Here is an 18039-nt window from a genome sequence, read left to right on the forward strand (position 1 = left end):
TCCATCAGCAGGCTGTTGTTAGTCTCTTTCTGCACCAGTCGCAAACATTAAACTGACCAAGTGGACTGTTCTTTTTTTGAGTAAATGTTCTTCAAGTGCTTTTTGACCGTATTCTCAGAAATAAACAGTCTACCGGCGATTTCTTTATAACTGTGGCCCATGCGTTTTAGACACCACACATCTGTTTCACGATTGGTAAGACCATAGCGCTGGGCTTCTTGGTTGGCAATCACAGTGAGAGACTGTTGACGATCTTCTAAGGTAATTAAAAAGCAATCATTAGACTGATAAACACTGTTATCCCAGTCAAACCACTGGGCTCGCATGTGGATGGGGCCATGCTCCGTAGGAATCTCATCTTCTAAAATAATGGTACAGTCCTCGGGCAAGAGATCAGTTTGTTCTTCCTGGTGTTCCATCAGACTTTGGCAACAGTACCAGAGATCCTTCGGGATAGCGGTGGACGACGGGCAGGGCATGTCCTCAAGTAAAACTTGAGCATGTTTATTCTTATGTAAAATAGTGCCATCTTGGGCAACAATAACGAGACCAACAGTGAAGCTTTCAATGGCCGCGAGTAGTAGTGTAGCCTGCATATCACAAGAGTCATCTGAGTCTGCAGGTTGGGAGGCAGTCATTGGGGGAACAGTTTGAATCTGGAAAGCCATAACAAACGGGACGTAATTGGCAAATAAAAATCTGAAATTTCGTTGACTGTTCTAGTGGCGTCTGTAGTATTCGTATAAAATACGTAATTGTGCGTAGTTGAATTAGTGGAAAATACGGATGACCCTGATGATAGTTACCTCACCTCCTATTTCAAAAATCCGTACGAACTTGTGACGGTTTGGCCAGTGGCATAGGTTATATTTGCCTATATTTGCTGACAAATGTGCTAGGCAATTCCCTGACAGCACGATTTTTGCGTGATTGGGAATATGTGTGATTTTTGATCAAGGCAAGCATGTGGCATGCTGTAGGGGCAACACTTGTAAAGAATCTCGGTGTACGTTTTTACTCAAAAAGGATCGCCAACATCTGAGCCGACATTGACGCTAGAGCTAACGGCAGATGAGCGTACCCGCTCTCGATATCGCTACATGATCTCGAGTGAAATTACGGACAGGGGGGAGGCAGTTCTCGACTTAAGTACTAGAGCTGGCCAACCTGATACCCAGGACGAAATCTATCTAGAACTCCCTCGGGGAACGGTATTGCGTCATGGAGACTGTCTGAGGGGAGATGACCATCAGCAGGTACTAAGAATTGTGGCGAAGCCTGAGCCCGTGTTGACGGTACGGGCTCAGGCAGGTGCTGAGTCATCTTTGCTGCTGCGGGCGGCGTATCATTTGGGCAATCGCCATGTGGCGCTGGAGGTGGGTGCCGACTACTTGCGCCTAGTGCCAGACTCAGTGCTGGAGTCAATGCTGCACCAGCTGGGAATGACAGTGATTGCCGAAACGATGCCGTTTCAGCCGGAGTCGGGGGCCTATGGTCATCACCATTGATCAGCCGGCCCTGCTCAAGCTGCTGCAGTTGACCAGCCCGGCGCTGCCAGTGGGAGCCTTTAGCTATTCAGAAGGGTTAGAAACTCTGGTGGAACAGGGATATTTAGCTGATGGTGCTGCTCTCCACAGCTGGCTGGTGCAGGAACTGCGCTACGGCAGTGTGCAGTTAGATGTTGCGATCGCAGCCCGCGCCCATCAAAATCACCAAGCGCCTGACCAGCTTCGCCATTGGAATCAATGGCTCACCGCCAGCCGCGACACCGCCGAGCTGCGCCAGCAAAGCTGGCAAATGGGCCGCGCCCTGGTGCGTCTGGGACAAAACCTCTACCCCGAACTCCAGCCCACATTTGCCGCCTGTGGCACCCCCTGCAACTTTGCCGTTGCCTTTGGCATCATTGCCGCCCACTGGCAGATCGATGCTGACACCATGGCCCTGGGCTATTTACAAAGCTGGGCGGCCAACCTGATCGGAGCGGCGGTCAAGCTGGTGCCCCTGGGGCAGACCGAGGGCCAAAGCTGTCTCCTACAGCTGATCCCTGAGCTGACTACGGCGGCGGAGCGGATAGTGGCGCTGGGGGATGATCAACTCTATGTGAGTGGTTGGGGAGGTGCGATCGCAAGCATGCACCACGAAACCCTCTACACCCGCCTTTTCCGCAGCTAACGCAAAATTTAAACTTTTGAGGACGAATTTTAGGTTTGTCAACAATAGGTTTTAACGTTTTTTTGGGTAGAGGCATTCCATGGAATGCCTCTACCCAAAAAAATCCGTGATCTCTTCATTTATTTCCCATGCCTCCTTCTTCCCCCTACCGCGTCGGCGTCGCCGGTCCTGTCGGCTCTGGCAAAACCGCCCTTGTTGATGCCCTCTGTAAATCCATGCGCGACACCTATTCCATCGCCGTGGTCACCAACGATATCTATACCCAAGAAGACGCTCAGTTTCTTGTGCGCAGTCAGGCCCTGCTTGACCACCGCCGGATTGTTGGCGTAGAAACCGGTGGCTGCCCACACACAGCTATTCGCGAAGATGCATCATTAAATCTGGTGGCCATTGAAGATTTAGAGGCCCGGTTTAGCGACCTCACCCTTATCTTTGTTGAAAGCGGCGGTGACAACCTGGCCGCTACCTTTAGCCCGGAGCTAGTAGATCTCACTCTCTATGTGATTGATGTTGCGGCTGGTGACAAAATTCCTCGCAAGGGAGGTCCCGGCATTACCAAATCTGATTTGCTCGTCATCAATAAGATTGACCTGGCCCCCATGGTGGGCGCTGATCTCAGTGTGATGGATCACGATGCCAAAACCATGCGGGGAAACAAACCCTTTGTATTTACAAACCTTAAAGCACCGCAGGGCTTAGAAACGATTCAGCAATTTATTCAAGTGCAAGGACGGCTGCCTCTACCTCATTCTGTTTAGGATCTCGTTAAGCCTGAACCCCTAGGACCGAGTATCCCATCATGCTGGCAGGTCTAATAACCAGCCGTGGCGAATGCTGGGGATCAAAACCAAATAAATCTGTAGAAATCTAAAAAGTATCAAACACTACAATTGTTGCCTGCCGCAAGACTTACCATCACGGTGCAAATAAGTGTATCTACGGTAGCTGTGGTAACCAATGCCATGGTGGCCGATATTTGATGCCATAGGTGTGTGAGTCGTTAGAAAGGAACGCCCAATGACGAGGATTAATAGACGTAAATTTTTGGTGTACGGCTCTACTGCCGTGGGTACCAGCATTTTGCTGAAGGCCTGCGGTGGTGGCTCAGAGCCCGCTGCTGACACCGCACCCGCTGACGGCGAAGCTACAACAGCCGCAGCAGGCGATGGCGATACAATCAAAGTGGGCATTCTTCACTCGCTGAGTGGCACCATGGCCATTAGTGAAACCACTGTGGTTGACGCTGAAGAGCTGGCAATCAAGGAAATCAACGATGCTGGCGGTGTTCTCGGTAAGCAAATCGAAATCGTCAAGGAAGACGGCGCTTCCGACTGGGATACCTTTGCTGAGAAAGCTGAAAAGCTGATCGACCAAGACCAGGTCACCGTAGTCTTTGGCTGTTGGACCTCTGCTAGCCGTAAGAAAGTACTGCCCGTATTCGAAGCCAAGGACCACATGCTGTGGTACCCCGTACAGTACGAAGGTCAGGAGTGCTCCAAGAATATTTTCTACACAGGTGCAGCCCCGAACCAGCAGATTGAGCCTGCTGTAGACTGGCTGCTGGAGAACAAGGGTACAGACTTCTTCCTGGTCGGTTCTGACTATGTATTCCCCCGGACTGCCAACAACATTATCAAAGAGCAGCTCAAGGCCAACGGCGGTAACACTGTAGGTGAAGACTATCTGCCCCTGGGCAACACTGAGGTTACCCCTATCATTACCAAGATCAAAGCGGCCCTCCCCGACGGCGGTGTGATCTTTAACAGCCTCAACGGCGACAGCAACGTCGCCTTCTTTAAGCAGCTCAAGGGTGCTGGCATGGGTCCTGATCAGTACCCAGTCATGTCCGTGAGTATCGCTGAAGAAGAAGTTCGCACCATTGGTCCTGACTTTCTCACTGGTCACTATGCGGCTTGGAACTACTTCCAAACCGTTGAAAGCCCTGAGAACGAAAAGTGGGTGTCTGACTTTAAGGCTGAGTATGGCGACGATCGGGTCACTAACGATCCCATGGAAGCCGCTTACATCATGGTGTACCTATGGAAGCAAGCGGTTGAGCAAGCAGGCTCCACTGATATCGCCGCTGTCCGCGAAGCTGCCTACGGCCAAACCTTTGATGCGCCCGGTGGTACAGTGACCATGAACCCCAACCACCACATTTCCAAGACTGTTCGCATCGGTGAAATTCGCGAAGATGGCCTGTTTGACATCGTTTCTGAAACTGATGGCCCAGTGACTCCTATTCCTTGGAACCAGTACGTTGAAGATACTAAGGGCTATGCCTGCGACTGGTCTGACCCTGAAAAGGGCGGTAAGTACAAGGAAGCTTAAGTAGCTCTTGTCGTTTAGCTAGTGGGGGGAGGGTCGCTTGTAAAAGAGACTCTTCCCTTTTTTGATTCAGCTAAGTCTTTCTCACAGGTATTTCACAGGTAATTGTCGTGCTCGACGGTTTAATCAACGGCATATTTAACGGCATCAGCATTGGTGCAGTACTTCTGATTGTGGCCCTAGGTCTGGCTATTGTTTTTGGTCTCATGGGGGTAATTAACCTGGCCCATGGAGAACTGATGATGCTAGGGGCCTACACAACCTATGTGGTCCAAAATGGCTTCAAGTCTTTGGGTGATGGCGCCCAAGACTTTTATATTTTTGCAGCCCTGCCATTATCTTTTCTAGTGGCTGCTTTGGTCGGGTTGGCGCTGGAACGGAGTGTTATCCGACTGCTTTACGGACGTCCCTTAGAAACATTGCTGGCCACTTGGGGAGTGAGCCTAATCCTGCAGCAGTTTGTCCGCAGCGTTAGTTGGGCCATGATCGTTGGTATTTTGGCGGTGTGTCTGTTGCTCTTTGGCGGCCGGGCAGCCCTCAACAAGTTTGCTAATTTAGGACCGCGTCAGAAGCTGGCTAACTTTGTTGTTTTAGTGCTATCCGCTGGTATTGGGGTGACCCTGGGGCGCTCCTTGAATGGGAATGATGCCCTGGCAAAACCCTGGTTTAGCGCCCGTAATGTGGACGTGACTGCGCCTGGATGGTTGCAGGACAGCATTCGCGTGACAGATACCCTTTCCTTTCCAGCAGCGCGGATCTTTATCATCGTGCTGACCATTATTTGTTTGGTGGGGACGTTCTGGTTCTTGAACAAGTCTGCTTGGGGTCTGCGGATTCGTTCGGTTACTCAAAATCGCGATATGAGTGCCTGCTTAGGGATTCCAACTAAACGTGTCGATGCGCTTACATTTGCCCTGGGCTCCGGGTTAGCTGGGATTGCAGGCTGTGCGGTGACCCTGCTGGGCTCGGTGGGTCCTAATCTGGGGAGCAACTATATCGTGGATGCTTTTATGGTTGTAGTCGTAGGCGGTGTTGGCAAGCTGGTGGGCAGTATTGTTGCAGCCTTGCTCATCGGCATCGTTTCTTACATCTTAGGGTCCGGTACCCTGGTGCTGATGCTGCCCTCTAGCGAAGCTCTGCAGCCTCTGATTGATACGGCCACCTTTTTTGCCACCACCAGTATGGCTAAGGTGCTGGTATTTGCGCTGATTATTGCCTTCTTGCAGGTGAAGCCCGCTGGCTTGTTTCCTCAAAAAGGCCGTTCGGTGGAGGCATAACGATGATAGAGACAAAATCCGTGGGCAGCAAACAACGTAAACGCACCCTTGAAGCAGCCATTGTCATTGGTCTGACGTTATTTCTTATTTTTATTGCGCCCTTACTACTGAGCGGTTTTCGCCTGGGGCTGTTGGGGCGATTTTTGGCCCTGGCTATTGTTGCCCTGGGAGTCGATTTGATCTGGGGCTATACCGGTTTGCTGAGTCTGGGTCAGGGCATTTTCTTTGCCCTGGGGGGCTATGCCTTTGCCATGCATCTGCAGCTCAATGTGGCGGGGGATGGCATTCCTGAATTCTTTGGTCTGTATGGTGTTTCAGAGCTGCCGTGGTTTTGGCAGCCGTTTTACTCGTTACCGGTGACTTTGATTGCCATTGTGGTGCTCCCTGGCATTGTGGCGGGATTGCTGGGCTATCTGGTGTTTCGTAACCGAATTCGAGGCGTTTATTTCTCAATTTTGACCCAGGCGATGCTGGTGGTCTTTTTCAACTTTTTTAACGGCCAGCAAAAGTTGATTAACGGTACCAATGGTCTCACCACCGATACAACCATGCTATTTGGGCAGCAGGTGGGTAGCGATCGCATGCAGTTTGCCTTCTATATCGCCACCGTTCTCGTCCTGGCCCTCACCTATGGCCTCTGTCGCTGGCTCACCCGCGGCCGCTTTGGCCGGTTACTGATCGCCATTCGCGATGACGAAAACCGGCTCCGGTTCTCTGGCTATAACCCTGCCATGTTCAAAGTGCTGGTCTTTGCCGTCGCTGGCGGTATTGCGGGTGCAGCGGGTGCCCTTTACACCGTCCAGTCCAGCGGCATCACCCCGCAATATATGAGCGTTGCCTTCTCCATTGAAATGGTGATTTGGGTAGCCGTTGGCGGTCGCGCCACCCTGGGGGGTGCCGTCCTCGGTGCTCTCGTGGTGAACTGGGCCCAGGCCCTACTCAGTGAGCAATTTCCTGAAGTCTGGCTATTTTTCCAAGGCGCGCTCTTTTTGCTAGTCGTCACCGTGCTCCCCAAGGGGATTGTCGGCTGGCTTAGAGACGACGCCGTCCGACAGATTCGTGACCTACTCGGTCTCCAACCCCAGCTCACCACCTACCCTGACATTGAGCTAGACCCCGACACCCAACGCGAACAGCGCGAACTAGCCGGCAAATAGACCACCGACACGCCCAGCGCACTCCCATCCAACGTCTTCCTGCAATGGCAACCAAAATCCTCGAAATCGACGACCTCACCGTCAGCTTTGATGGCTTCAAGGCCCTCAACAACCTTACCTTCTCCATGAACGAGGGTGAGCTGCGGGTGATCATCGGTCCCAACGGTGCAGGCAAAACCACCTTCCTAGATGTAATTACCGGCAAGGTCCAGCCCACCCAAGGCAAAGTAAAATTCAAAGGCAAAAAACTCAGCGGTCGAGCTGAACACGACATTGCCCGTCTGGGTATCGGGCGCAAGTTTCAAACCCCGCGCATATACCTCAATCTGACGCCGCGCGAAAATTTAGAGCTGTGCTGTAACCAAAACAAAAACGTACTGGCCACCCTGCTCAAACCCACACCCAAAGCCGAGCGTCGTACCGTCGGCGGACTGCTAGAAACCATTGGTCTAGACCACAAGGCCGACAAAGCTGCTGCCCTCCTCTCCCATGGCGAAAAACAGTGGTTGGAGATCGGCATGCTAGTGGCCCAGTCTCCCGATTTACTCCTGGTTGATGAACCGGTTGCCGGTCTTACCGATGAAGAAACCGAACGCACGGGTGAGTTGCTGATTGCTTTAGCTGAAAGTCATTCCGTCATCGTCATCGAGCACGATATGGAATTTGTCCGCCAAATCGCTCGCCAGGTGACTGTGCTCCACGAGGGCTCTGTCCTCTGTGAGGGCACCATGGATCAAGTCCAAAACGATCCCCGTGTAATTGAAGTGTACCTGGGCACCGAAACCTCAGTCACGCCAGAACAGATGCTGTTGCTGCGGATTGCCGCTACCATGGCCTGGGCTGATGGTGACTTTGAAGCAGCTGAGCAGGAGCTGATCCTGGAGCGTCTCAGTCATCAGTTTGCTCCGGCCACCGAGGATCGAGCCGCCCTAAAAACAGAATTGAAGGACTTACTTGCCAAGAAAATTCCGTTAGAAGAGCTGGTTCCTCAGCTGCAAACCCCAGCCCAGCGGGAACAGGCCCTAATGCTTAGCTATGAGGTAATTGGCGAAAATCAGATCAACCCAGCTGAAGCGTCTGCCTATCATAAACTGCTAACCCTTCTAGATTTACCGCCAGAGACGGTAAGCCGCTTGGAAGCCGCTACCCAAATTAGCCATGGAGGGTAGCCAAACCTTTCACCTATCAACCTCAAATTTCAATAGATCTGCGCCCTTAGCAACCCCCTTACCATGACAACGACTGCTGCTCAGCCCACCCAGCCGGTTCCTGCCACAGCCCCTATGCTCAAGATTTCAGGGCTCAACTTTTATTATGGTGAGAGCCACATTTTACGAGATGTCGATCTCACTGTCCCCAAAGGCCAAATGGTGTGTTTGATTGGTCGTAATGGTGTGGGTAAAACCACCCTGCTCAAAAATATTATCGGGCTGTTGTCGTCGCGTAGCGGTGTGATTAACTACGATGGCCAGCCGATCAATGCCCTCACCGCCGACCGTAGAGCCCGAGCCGGGATTGGCTATGTTCCTCAGGGACGAGAAATTATCCCCAGACTCAGCGTTAAAGAGAATCTTCTCATTGGCTTAGAAGCGCTGGGAAATCGTGCACCCAAGGCAAAAAAAGAAATTCCTGAGCTAATCTTTGAGTTGTTCCCTGTCCTCAAAACGATGCTGTCTCGCATGGGAGGCGATCTCAGCGGTGGGCAACAACAGCAGTTGTCCATTGCCCGTGCCCTAATGGGGCAACCTCAGCTGTTGCTGCTGGATGAACCCACTGAAGGGATTCAACCCTCCATTATTCTCGACATTGAAAACGCCGTTCGACGCATTATTGAAACCACGGGTATTTCCGTATTGCTGGTGGAGCAGCATCTGCACTTTGTCCGTCAAGCTGACTATTACTATGCCATGCAAAAAGGGGGCATCGTCGCCTCAGGCGCCACCGAGCAGCTCAGTAATGATGTCATTCAAGAGTTTTTAGCGGTTTAGAGGTGTGGCTTATCAGGGCACCCATGCTAGGCGAATTTCTGTCTTGGCCTATGGACGCTTTTTTAACTAAAAGACTCATAAAAAAAGCGTAAAAACCTTGATTTTTAAGGATATTTTTTGATTTACCCGCCTTTTCGATACATTGTGAAACATTTAGATATCTTGTGCTCTGTGTAACTGGCTTTTCCCAGAAAACACTGATATATTTTTTGAACTCACTTTGTGGCCAAAAAATATTGGTTTTCACCGTGAGACACACACAGGACACCTCGAGTGTAAGGAAAGTTATAGGTATGGTAAGTAGACAGGCTCGTTCCAATGCTGTGAATTCTGCCGGGGGATTCATGAATGATTTTCGTGAATTTTTACTGCGTGGCAATGTTGTTGACTTAGCGGTAGCCGTTGTTATTGGTGGCGCTTTTGGTGCTGTTATTACCTCATTTATTGAGGATATCATTACGCCTCTGTTGCTCAATCCTGCGCTTAAGGCAGCTAACGTTGAGGATATTGCCGCTTTATCTGCCAACGGTATCAAGTACGGTCTCTTTTTATCGACCGTGATCAATTTTGTAGTTATTGCCTTTATCCTGTTCATACTCATCCGCACATTTGAGCGGATGAAGCGGACTGAAGAGGTAGATGCTGCTCCTACAGAACCCACAACTGATGAAAAGCTCAACGATACCTTAGGGCGTCTGACCGGTTTTCTAGAGCAGCGCATGTAATCGTTTGCATTCGTCCTCTACGGTATGCGTCTACGGTATTTGCTAAATCAATATGCTTAAGCAGCAAGCTGGGATAATGGCCTGGCTTGCTGTTTTTAATGTGACCTGTGACTTCACCCACTGCAACACTTTTAATTTCTTGCCCTGACCAGCAGGGGCTGGTGGCTAAAATTGCCAATTTTATCTATGCCAATGGAGGCAATGTGGTTCATGCTGACCAGCATCGAGATGAGCCGTCGGAGCTATTTTTGTCCCGAATCGAATGGCAGCTGGCGGGGTTTAATTTAACGCGGGAGCTGATTGGTCCTGCCTTTGACTCGATTGCCAAACCCTTGGGGGCGACATGGCAGCTGCACTTCTCCGATGTGGTACCCCGCATGGCACTGTGGGTAAGCAAACAGAATCACTGTTTGCTGGATTTACTCTGGCGACACCAGGCGGGTGAACTAGCTGCAGAGATTCCGCTGATTGTGAGCAATCATGAGACACTCCAGCCCATTGCTGAGCAGTTTAATATTGCCTTTCACCATATTCCGATAACAAAGGCGACTAAATCTGAGCAAGAAGCCAAACAGCTGGCATTGCTCAAAGAACACGCCATTGATGTGGTGGTGCTAGCGAAATATATGCAAATTCTCAGCCCTGACTTTCTCAGTCAGTTTCCTCAGGTGATTAACATTCATCACTCGTTTTTGCCTGCGTTCGTGGGGGCTAATCCTTACCATCGTGCCTATGAACGGGGGGTAAAAATTATTGGAGCGACGGGACACTATGTGACGTCAGACTTGGATGCGGGACCAATTATTGAGCAGGATGTGGTCCGGGTGAGCCATCGCGACCAGGTGAGTGATTTAATTCGTAAGGGTAAGGATCTTGAGCGGGTGGTCTTGGCCCGTGCTGTGCGGCTACATTTGCAAAATCGGGTTTTGGTATACGGTAACCGTACGGTGGTGTTTGCTTAAAACATTAATAATATTGGGATATTTTGCTAAATGACATTGACTGAGTATGCACGAATTGCTTTGTCTGCTGTCGCAAGCAGTAAACTCTTCTGTAATGCTTGGCAGATAAGCATCCTATCAAACGGATCACGGTGTAACGGTGGTAGATGCTCAACTGGACCACGCTATTTTCATCAAGAGCAAGGCTACTAATCTGATGTAAGGTGCGCTGTTTCGGTAAATATATTCCAGGATGTTCTGGCAGAGGTAATTTACCTAATTGATACTTGACAATCGCCTCCCAGATTGAAACTGCACTGAGATAGACTTCATTAGCTGGATTGCGAATTGCATCCCGAATGTCGTTTGATAACCGAGTATCGCCACTGATAAACCACAAGAAGATATGCGTATCTAATAGAATTCTCATTTGCCCTCAAATGAATTCAGTAAGTCCTCTGGTAGCGGCGCATCAAAATCATCTGGAACAGTAAACTCCCCTGTACATAGACCAAATGGCCTCAACTGCTGACTGTTATCGACAGGTCTAAGTTCAGCAATTGGTTGATCGAGATGAACAATAACAACCGTTTCACCCGCCTCCACCTGGCGCAAATACTTGAGCGGATCGCGTTGGATATCGTCAACTGTTATATGAACCATGGCAAACTTTATCCTGCAAAATTACAATTTTATACTTCTTTGAAGTGTTAACTAGTATCCTGACAGCCATCATCTTGGATTGAAGGATTCTGATTGATTACTCGTCAGGTCTTGTTCCTTACGATAAGCTCTAGACATGCAAAATTTGCCGTTGCTGATTTAGGGGATAGGCCAATCTGGTAATGATGCAATTGATCAGCACTCTTCAGATGAAATCATCCCGGGGATCAGCAACGCCCAAAATTTATTACCTGAGTTAGTAATGTGAAATTAATTCGTGAGGGGGTAAGGCTATGCTTGAATGTCAATGTCACGTTTTAAGGCTGTGGCTAGGACGTTGCGATCGCACCCAGCGGCCCAAAGCTCCAGATCAACCTTGCCGGTACTTTTTACCCTAATCTTTACCGATGTGTCTGAGATCTTGCAGTTAATTCCTGTTACCCGCTGGTTTTTCGTTTTATCCAAACTAACGGCTATCCTCAACATACCTGAGAGAGTTTGTACAATCCGGCGATGAGATTTTGATAACCGTCTAAATCTCTTATGATTCTTAGTCGGTGCGGCCTTGCAATGGTAGCGCGCCAAATGACCCATCAGTAAAATCTCTTCGTCTGTAAAGCCTCGCAGATCGGCGCGACTGATAATATATCGCGAGTTTTTATGATGTTTTTGGAATGAAATATATTGGCCCACATCGTGGAGCAGGGCGGCAAATTCCAACAGCTCCCGTTCGAACGTATCGTATTGATGTAAGTCTTGAGTTTGGTCAAACAGCTGTAGGGCTAAATTAGCAACGTGGCAGTTTTGTTGCCAATCAGCCTGATATTTCTGCACCAGCTGGGCTGCCTTACGGTAGCGTAGATTTGCCTGGGGTAGAAATGTTTCCACCTCATGGGAATGCCGTTCCAGATAGTCTAAGATCATGCCTTCTCTCAAAGACGCCTCACAGAGGGTGATCTCCTTAGCGTTTGCGATCTCTAAAAGCTTGACTAGCAAAATCCCGCCCAGATGGATAGCATCCGCCCGTTTATCGCTAATTCCCTCCACCTTTGCCCGTTTTTCTAGCTTTTTTCCCAACAGCCCTTGAGTCAGGTCTGCAATATGGGTGAGCGATACTACCTCAGCATTGACCGAGCGGAGCGACTCTCCAGTTGCCTTGAGATGGGCCGCTTCTCCCAGGGTACGGATAGTGCCAGAGGTGCCAATCACCTGGTCAAACCCTAGGGACTGAATCTGATCTAGCGTTTTCTGCGCAACAAACTGAATATGTGCTTCTAGCACACTGCGGCCTTCTTCACCAACAGGACCCTTATCTTCAAACATATCCAGCAGTCGGAGCACACCTAGCTGTAGGCTATCTCCAAACAGTACGTCCTGCCGGTTGCCCACAACAGTTTCTGTACTGCCGCCGCCAATGTCAATCACCAGCGCAGTGCGGTCTTCTAGGGCAATCGAGTTGCGAACGGCTAAAAAAATTAGCCGGGCTTCTTCCTTGCCAGAAATGATTTTAGGAGAAATCCCGGTCTGTTGAATAACTTTATTAATAAACGCTTCGCCGTTTTGCGCTTCTCGGATAGCGCTAGTGGCCGCTGTGATCACCGCATCTACGCCGCGCTGTTCGGCCAGGCGCACATAGCGACTAATGGTTTCTACACCCAAGTTAAAAGCGCGATCGCTCAATCGATTAGTGGCAAATACCCCGACTCCGAGCTTTACCATCTCCTTCTCACGCTCGATCACTTCAAAGTTTCGCTGCGCAATCACATCCACAATAATCATGTGAATCGAGTTGGTACCGATGTCGATTGCAGCCAGCTTCATGAATAACCAAGATGAGTTTTACTCATCATAGTCTTCCGTTGTCATTTGCTTAATACGGTGGTCACAATGCTTGACTATCGACGGGATAGGAACCTAAAAGACAGAAAACCTACGGCGATCATCGTCACTGAGAATAACGTTGTCAGCGTCCCCAACGCATACAGAGCCGGTGAGGTAACGTTAGTGGTCATACCAAAAATTTCCAGCGGTAGCGTGTTGCTTTGGCCAGACACTAGAGACGTCCGGATAAACTCGTCGTAAGACAGGGTAAAGCTCAGCAGGCCAATGCCAATCAGACTAGGTAAAATCAACGGCAGTACGATCTCTTGAAACGTTTTGACATCGTTTGCCCCTAAGTCTCGGGCGGCTTCTTCATAAAAAGGATTAAACCGGTTGAACACCCCTAGCATAATCAAAAAAGCAAACGGCACCGTCCAGGTTAAATGAGCCCCCAAACCGGATGAAAACCAGTTGGTTTGAACGCCGATCACCTGAAAGGTAATGCCAATGCCCAATGAGATTAAAACACCGGGGACCACCAGGCTAGAGATCGTTAGATAAAAGAGCGGTCGTGCGCCTTTGAAACGTTCTCGAAAGGCCATGCTTGCCATCACGCTGACGACAATCGCGATCGCAACCACTAATAGCCCTAACCAAAACGACCGCTGAAACGATTCGACAAAACTGCCTACCCGCTGCTCTTGAAATACCTGCCCTAGCCAGTAAACACCAAAGCTGCGTACGGGAAACGTCAGGGCTCCGTCTGGCCCCTGCAGCGACAGGGTAAAAATAGCCAGCATGGGGCCGTACAAAAACAGCACAAACAGGCCAAAGAAAACTGCCAGAATATAGAAAGAGGGATGCCGTTTAGTCATGGTGCAGAGGGTGTGCAGAGAAAGATGCCTACAGTTCTTTGCGAATATCAACAACGCGTAAAATACCAATCACCATCACCAGGGTGACCAACAGTAAAATGACGGCGTTGGCAGCGGCTAACGGATATTGCAAACTACCAATCTGGGTGCTGATCAGCTTGCCAACAGATGCGGCCTGTCCCCCGCCCATCAGCCGCACGGTGACATATTCTCCCATGGTGAGGGTGACTACAAAAATTGAGCCGATGGCAATGCCAGGGGCGGTGAGCGGCAGGATCACCTCCTTAAAGACGCTAAACCCAGATGCGCCCATGTCACGGGCCGCTGTAATTAATGTGCGGTCGATCCGCATCATGCTGTTAAAGACGGGGGCAATCATAAAGAAATTGTAGAGATGCACCATCCCCAGCACGATGGCAAAATCGGAATATAAAAACCATTCCACCGGCTGCTCAACCAAATTTAGGTTGAGCAGCAGCTGATTTAGAAGTCCTTCTCGCCCCAGCACCGGTATCCAGGAGATCATGCGGATAATGTTTGAGGTCCAAAACGGAATCGTGCAGACCAAAAACAACAGTATCCTGACGCTTTCTTTTTCAATACAAAAGCTGAGAAAGTAGGCCACAGGCAGTGCGATCGCAAGGCATGTGCCCCACACCAAGACCACATACTTAAACGTATTTAAGTATGTCGCCAGCGTCACGCTAGAGCCAAAAACACCCTTGTAATTTTCTAGCGAAAAAGCCGGTGTCATGGCATAGCCGTTAAACTCCCAAAAACTCACGACAAAAATCATGAAGATGGGAAACACCAAAAACATGAAAAAAATCAGTGTTTGAGGTGTAGCCAGGAGATAGGGCTGGAAGGACTTCCAAGTTCTGTTCATGGTTGGTTACGATGCGATAAACTCATTCCACTTTTGAACCAGATAAACCTGTTCATCCATCGTCGAGTTCCAAACCACCACATTACCCATGCGGTCTTTAAACGAGCCGCCGTCTCTCACGGCACCGGCTTTCTCCAAGGTGGTGCCAAAGGGATCTACCATATCCACAGCAGCAGGCTTACCTTCGTACCAGAAATCCCACTCTTCGGCTGACATAAATTTCTTCGCATTCTCAGGAATAGCGCTGTAATAGCCCTGGCGACCGAGGAAGGCACCCGCCCAACCGTCTAAAAGCCAATCAATATAGGCATAGGCCGCATCTAGGGCAGGCCCCTCCAAGTTACGAGAGAGGCCCACACCGCCGCCCCAGGCACGATAGCCTTCTTTTAGTGGCGCGTAGACACATTCAATGCCCTTAGCTTTGACCGCTGTGACAGCAGGTGACCACATCGACTGAAGGATAACCTCACCAGACGCCATCAGGTTCACCGACTCATCAAAGGTTTTCCAAAAGGCGCGGAACTGTCCAGCTTTCTTCTGTTCAATCAGAATAGCGGTGATCTGGTCAATCTCTTCCTTGGTCATGTTGCCCTTGTCGCCAAAGGTCATCAGTCCGGCGGACTCCACCACCATGGCTGCATCCATGATGCCAATGGAGGGAATATCCAAGATAGACGTTTTACCATTAAACGCAGGGTCGAAGAGATCGGCCCAGCTTTCAATGGTGCGCCCCACCAAGTCAGGACGATAGCCCAGCGTATCGGCGTTGTACTGAAAGGGAATCAGCGTGGCCCAGTCGGTGGGCGTGTCTGAGAACTCGCTAGAATCCTTATCTTTCAGATACATCACCTTGATGGGTGATGTGCCCTGAGCACCTTCAACGGGTAGTCCGTTAAACTTACCGGTTGTGAAAAATGAAGCAATTTTGTCAAAATCTTTGACGCGGGTGACATCAATGGGCTGCAGGTTACCGGATGGGATCACCAGCGGTAAGCTAAAGTATTCACCGTCAAAAATGTCATACTGACCGGGCTGGGTGATGGCGATCTGGTTATTCTCTTCGGTGCTCAGTGCCCGCAGGTCCAGCTTGAATCCTAAATCTTCCTGGGCTTTATCCCTAATATCATTGACCTGGGCCACACCGGTACCAATAAAACGGAGGGTGACGTCTTTGATGGCATTGGCGTTCACCTCGGGGCCTGGGGCCGGATTGTTCGGCGTACCCAGGGGAGCCTCGCTTTTGCCACAGCGGGCCGCTGCCAGTGCAGCTCCGGTAGCTAAGCCAGTTTGGATCAATCGACGACGGGTAAACTTAGACATTGTTTTTGCTGATGAGACAATAGTGATAATAAACAATAAGAAGGCTGGATTAACAACCCCCACAGTCTGTTGTTTTAATAAGGTAAGAAAACACAGTCCTGGATTGACCAGCGGAGGGTGACCAGCTGCCCCTCTTGGAACCCAGACACCATCCAGTCTGTGGTTCTCACCTTGTACAATAGTGCTTGCCCGGTGGCCTCTAGCATGAGCGACACTCGGGTGACATAGCCAGTAAGCTCAATGTCTGTGATTCTGGCCGTCACGCGATTAGCGTTAGTCGTAGGTTGGAGCTTGGCCCCGGTATTGGTCTCAGGCTTGACCTCAATATTGGGTTCTAGATATAGCAAATCAGGCCGGACAGAACAGGCTGCCTCTGCCCCTGTCTGTGTTGCCACGCCCTTGCAGAAAAGCGAGCCCACCCCGTCAACATCCAACTCGATCAAATCTTTGCCGTTTCCATCCGCTGCAGAATTTACAACTTTACCCACAAAAATATTGTTGTCCCCAATAAACTTGGCAACAAACTGGGAGGCAGGCGTTGTAAACAGCTCCGTTGGCGTCGCGACTTGGTCAATGTGACCGTGGTTCATCACCACGACTTGATCGGAGAGTGAAAAGGCTTCTTCTACATGGTGGGTGACCTGGATAAACGTTAACCCAAACTGCTGCTGGATTTTTTTTAACTCTCCCCGCATCCTCACCCTCAGATTTTCATCCAGGGCACTTAGGGGTTCGTCTAACATCAGCACCTGGGGGCGATTGACCAATGCCCTGGCTAGGGCAATGCGCTGTTGCTGTCCCCCACTGAGCATATGGGGACGACGCTCGGCGGTGTGACTTAACCCCACCAGCTCTAGAATCTCCCCCACCCGTTCTGAGCGCTCTGCTTTGTCCACTTTTTTCATCTTGAGGCCAAACTCTACGTTCTGCCAGATGGTCTTGTGGGGAAACAGCGCATAGTTTTGAAACATCATGGCCGTATTACGCTTGGCTGCAGGCAGCTGGGTGACATTTTGGTCACCAATGTATACGTCTCCTTTGGTCACATCCTCGTGTCCAGCAATCATACGGAGAGCCGTTGTTTTGCCACAGCCGCTAGGCCCCAGCAGACAACAATAGGCACCAGCTGGGATATCGAGGGTCATATTCTCGATAGCGGTGAAGGAGCCGTAGCGCTTGGTCACTGACCGCATTGCCACCCCAGCTGCCTTAGCTGCTAAAGCTTGTCCCGTCGACTGGCCTGGGGGCGATGTGACGGCGGGTGTGGACGTCTGAGCTTCAAAGGACATGGGATACGTGACCTAATGACCGAGGGATGTATGATATCAGACGTTTACAGCTGATATTGCTGGTGGCTAACATAAGACTTGTCACAAGTTGCCTCGAAGTTTATCTCAAAAATAGCTATCAACAATCATTTCGATACATGTTGATAGCTATCTCAAAGAAACCAGAGCCAACACCTCTGTCTTAGGGCCTAGAGACAACCGTATGACCGGCCTGCTCGTTGCCTAAACAGCCATGGTCGATTGTTTCACAGCTGTAGCGGCCTCTCCCTTGACTTCATCAAGGTGACCATAGTGACGGTCTAACTGAAGCAGCGTGTGGAGCAAAATATTTGCCCCTTGGATGCAGTGGTCGGGAATGGTGTACTCGGTTTCAGAGTGACTAATACCGCCCTGACTAGGAACAAAAATCATGCCCATGTCGGTAATACTGGCGATGATTTGGGCGTCGTGGCTGGCACGGCTGGGTAGGGCTTGGACGGGCAGCCGTAGCTGGTCACAGACCTGGGCAATGGTGTTGTAGATGTGGGAGTTGACGGGAACAGGTTCGTTGCGCAGCTGGGGTTTGATTTGGATTTGAGTCTGGGTTTGGGCTGCGAT

At 50.3% G+C, this 18039-nt stretch carries 19 protein-coding genes; 10 read left to right on the forward strand and 9 right to left on the reverse strand.

The window, feature by feature from the left end; all coding sequences use genetic code 11:
- Positions 1-47 precede the first annotated feature (47 nt).
- Positions 48-638, reverse strand: coding sequence for a helix-turn-helix transcriptional regulator (locus tag IQ260_RS03535; RefSeq protein ID WP_193990906.1), 591 nt, complete (start codon positions 636-638; stop codon positions 48-50).
- 366 nt (positions 639-1004) lie between these two features.
- On the opposite strand from IQ260_RS03535, the gene ureE reads away from it, so the two are divergent.
- From ureE to purU, 10 genes are all read left to right on the forward strand, one after another.
- Positions 1005-1508, forward strand: a complete 504-nt coding sequence (gene ureE / locus IQ260_RS03540) for an urease accessory protein UreE (RefSeq protein ID WP_193990908.1) — start codon at positions 1005-1007, stop codon at positions 1506-1508.
- The gene (locus tag IQ260_RS03545; protein WP_193990910.1) at positions 1492-2172 is read left to right on the forward strand and encodes an urease accessory protein UreF; all 681 of its coding nucleotides are present in this window, start codon (positions 1492-1494) and stop codon (positions 2170-2172) included. Before ureE ends, IQ260_RS03545 begins: the two co-directional genes overlap by 17 nt.
- Before the next feature lie 128 nt (positions 2173-2300).
- Positions 2301-2930, forward strand: a complete 630-nt coding sequence (gene ureG / locus IQ260_RS03550; protein ID WP_193990912.1) for an urease accessory protein UreG — start codon at positions 2301-2303, stop codon at positions 2928-2930.
- Between the two features lie 259 nt (positions 2931-3189).
- On the forward strand, positions 3190-4503 hold the full coding sequence (gene urtA / locus IQ260_RS03555) for an urea ABC transporter substrate-binding protein (protein WP_193990914.1): 1314 nt from the start codon (positions 3190-3192) through the stop codon (positions 4501-4503).
- A 107-nt stretch (positions 4504-4610) separates the two neighbouring features.
- Entirely contained in the window at positions 4611-5777 is a 1167-nt protein-coding gene (gene urtB, locus IQ260_RS03560) for an urea ABC transporter permease subunit UrtB (protein WP_193990916.1), read from the forward strand.
- 2 nt (positions 5778-5779) lie between these two features.
- On the forward strand, positions 5780-6934 hold the full coding sequence (gene urtC / locus IQ260_RS03565) for an urea ABC transporter permease subunit UrtC (protein WP_193990919.1): 1155 nt from the start codon (positions 5780-5782) through the stop codon (positions 6932-6934).
- 44 nt (positions 6935-6978) lie between these two features.
- Positions 6979-8103, forward strand: a complete 1125-nt coding sequence (gene urtD / locus IQ260_RS03570; protein ID WP_193990921.1) for an urea ABC transporter ATP-binding protein UrtD — start codon at positions 6979-6981, stop codon at positions 8101-8103.
- A gap of 63 nt (positions 8104-8166) precedes the next feature.
- Entirely contained in the window at positions 8167-8922 is a 756-nt protein-coding gene (gene urtE, locus IQ260_RS03575) for an urea ABC transporter ATP-binding subunit UrtE (protein ID WP_228015487.1), read from the forward strand.
- Positions 8923-9215: 293 nt separating this feature from the next.
- Entirely contained in the window at positions 9216-9647 is a 432-nt protein-coding gene (mscL, locus tag IQ260_RS03580; protein WP_193990923.1) for a large conductance mechanosensitive channel protein MscL, read from the forward strand.
- A 107-nt stretch (positions 9648-9754) separates the two neighbouring features.
- Positions 9755-10609 (forward strand): formyltetrahydrofolate deformylase, encoded by an 855-nt coding sequence (gene purU / locus IQ260_RS03585; protein ID WP_193990925.1) that lies wholly within the window; start codon positions 9755-9757, stop codon positions 10607-10609.
- A gap of 4 nt (positions 10610-10613) precedes the next feature.
- Here the strand turns inward: purU and IQ260_RS31815 are convergent, their stop codons facing one another.
- The 8 genes from IQ260_RS31815 to IQ260_RS03625 all read right to left on the reverse strand — a co-directional run.
- Entirely contained in the window at positions 10614-11018 is a 405-nt protein-coding gene (locus IQ260_RS31815; protein ID WP_228015489.1) for a type II toxin-antitoxin system VapC family toxin, read from the reverse strand.
- Complete coding sequence (locus IQ260_RS03595; protein WP_193990928.1) at positions 11015-11251, reverse strand: type II toxin-antitoxin system Phd/YefM family antitoxin; 237 nt, start codon at positions 11249-11251, stop codon at positions 11015-11017. Before IQ260_RS03595 ends, IQ260_RS31815 begins: the two co-directional genes overlap by 4 nt.
- A 291-nt stretch (positions 11252-11542) precedes the next feature.
- A complete protein-coding gene (locus tag IQ260_RS03600) occupies positions 11543-13072 on the reverse strand; it encodes a Ppx/GppA phosphatase family protein (RefSeq protein WP_193990929.1) in 1530 nt (509 codons plus the stop codon).
- A 74-nt stretch (positions 13073-13146) separates the two neighbouring features.
- Positions 13147-13947 (reverse strand): ABC transporter permease, encoded by an 801-nt coding sequence (locus IQ260_RS03605; RefSeq protein ID WP_193990931.1) that lies wholly within the window; start codon positions 13945-13947, stop codon positions 13147-13149.
- Positions 13948-13975: 28 nt separating this feature from the next.
- Complete coding sequence (locus IQ260_RS03610; RefSeq protein WP_193990933.1) at positions 13976-14833, reverse strand: ABC transporter permease; 858 nt, start codon at positions 14831-14833, stop codon at positions 13976-13978.
- A 6-nt stretch (positions 14834-14839) separates the two neighbouring features.
- A complete protein-coding gene (locus IQ260_RS03615; protein ID WP_193990935.1) occupies positions 14840-16153 on the reverse strand; it encodes an ABC transporter substrate-binding protein in 1314 nt (437 codons plus the stop codon).
- A 74-nt stretch (positions 16154-16227) separates the two neighbouring features.
- The gene (locus IQ260_RS03620) at positions 16228-17442 is read right to left on the reverse strand and encodes an ABC transporter ATP-binding protein (protein WP_193990937.1); all 1215 of its coding nucleotides are present in this window, start codon (positions 17440-17442) and stop codon (positions 16228-16230) included.
- A 222-nt stretch (positions 17443-17664) separates the two neighbouring features.
- Positions 17665-18039, reverse strand: a 375-nt coding sequence (locus tag IQ260_RS03625) for a M20/M25/M40 family metallo-hydrolase (protein ID WP_193990939.1), incomplete at its 5' end; no start/stop codon positions are given.

Source organism: Leptolyngbya cf. ectocarpi LEGE 11479, from assembly GCF_015207065.1.
In the GTDB taxonomy this organism is placed as follows: Bacteria; Cyanobacteriota; Cyanobacteriia; order Phormidesmidales; family Phormidesmidaceae; genus Leptothoe; species Leptothoe ectocarpi.

What these genes read in the sequence shown, in the direction of transcription:
- IQ260_RS03535 (WP_193990906.1), bottom strand. Translation starts at nt 638, where the DNA reads ATGACTGCCTCCCAACCTGCAGACTCAGATGACTCTTGTGATATGCAG.
- IQ260_RS03545 (WP_193990910.1), top strand. Translation starts at nt 1,492, where the DNA reads ATGGTCATCACCATTGATCAGCCGGCCCTGCTCAAGCTGCTGCAGTTG.
- ureG (WP_193990912.1), top strand. Translation starts at nt 2,301, where the DNA reads ATGCCTCCTTCTTCCCCCTACCGCGTCGGCGTCGCCGGTCCTGTCGGC.
- urtA (WP_193990914.1), top strand. Translation starts at nt 3,190, where the DNA reads ATGACGAGGATTAATAGACGTAAATTTTTGGTGTACGGCTCTACTGCC.
- urtC (WP_193990919.1), top strand. Translation starts at nt 5,780, where the DNA reads ATGATAGAGACAAAATCCGTGGGCAGCAAACAACGTAAACGCACCCTT.
- urtD (WP_193990921.1), top strand. Translation starts at nt 6,979, where the DNA reads ATGGCAACCAAAATCCTCGAAATCGACGACCTCACCGTCAGCTTTGAT.
- urtE (WP_228015487.1), top strand. Translation starts at nt 8,167, where the DNA reads ATGACAACGACTGCTGCTCAGCCCACCCAGCCGGTTCCTGCCACAGCC.
- mscL (WP_193990923.1), top strand. Translation starts at nt 9,216, where the DNA reads ATGGTAAGTAGACAGGCTCGTTCCAATGCTGTGAATTCTGCCGGGGGA.
- IQ260_RS31815 (WP_228015489.1), bottom strand. Translation starts at nt 11,018, where the DNA reads ATGAGAATTCTATTAGATACGCATATCTTCTTGTGGTTTATCAGTGGC.
- IQ260_RS03595 (WP_193990928.1), bottom strand. Translation starts at nt 11,251, where the DNA reads ATGGTTCATATAACAGTTGACGATATCCAACGCGATCCGCTCAAGTAT.
- IQ260_RS03600 (WP_193990929.1), bottom strand. Translation starts at nt 13,072, where the DNA reads ATGAAGCTGGCTGCAATCGACATCGGTACCAACTCGATTCACATGATT.
- IQ260_RS03605 (WP_193990931.1), bottom strand. Translation starts at nt 13,947, where the DNA reads ATGACTAAACGGCATCCCTCTTTCTATATTCTGGCAGTTTTCTTTGGC.
- IQ260_RS03610 (WP_193990933.1), bottom strand. Translation starts at nt 14,833, where the DNA reads ATGAACAGAACTTGGAAGTCCTTCCAGCCCTATCTCCTGGCTACACCT.
- IQ260_RS03615 (WP_193990935.1), bottom strand. Translation starts at nt 16,153, where the DNA reads ATGTCTAAGTTTACCCGTCGTCGATTGATCCAAACTGGCTTAGCTACC.
- IQ260_RS03620 (WP_193990937.1), bottom strand. Translation starts at nt 17,442, where the DNA reads ATGTCCTTTGAAGCTCAGACGTCCACACCCGCCGTCACATCGCCCCCA.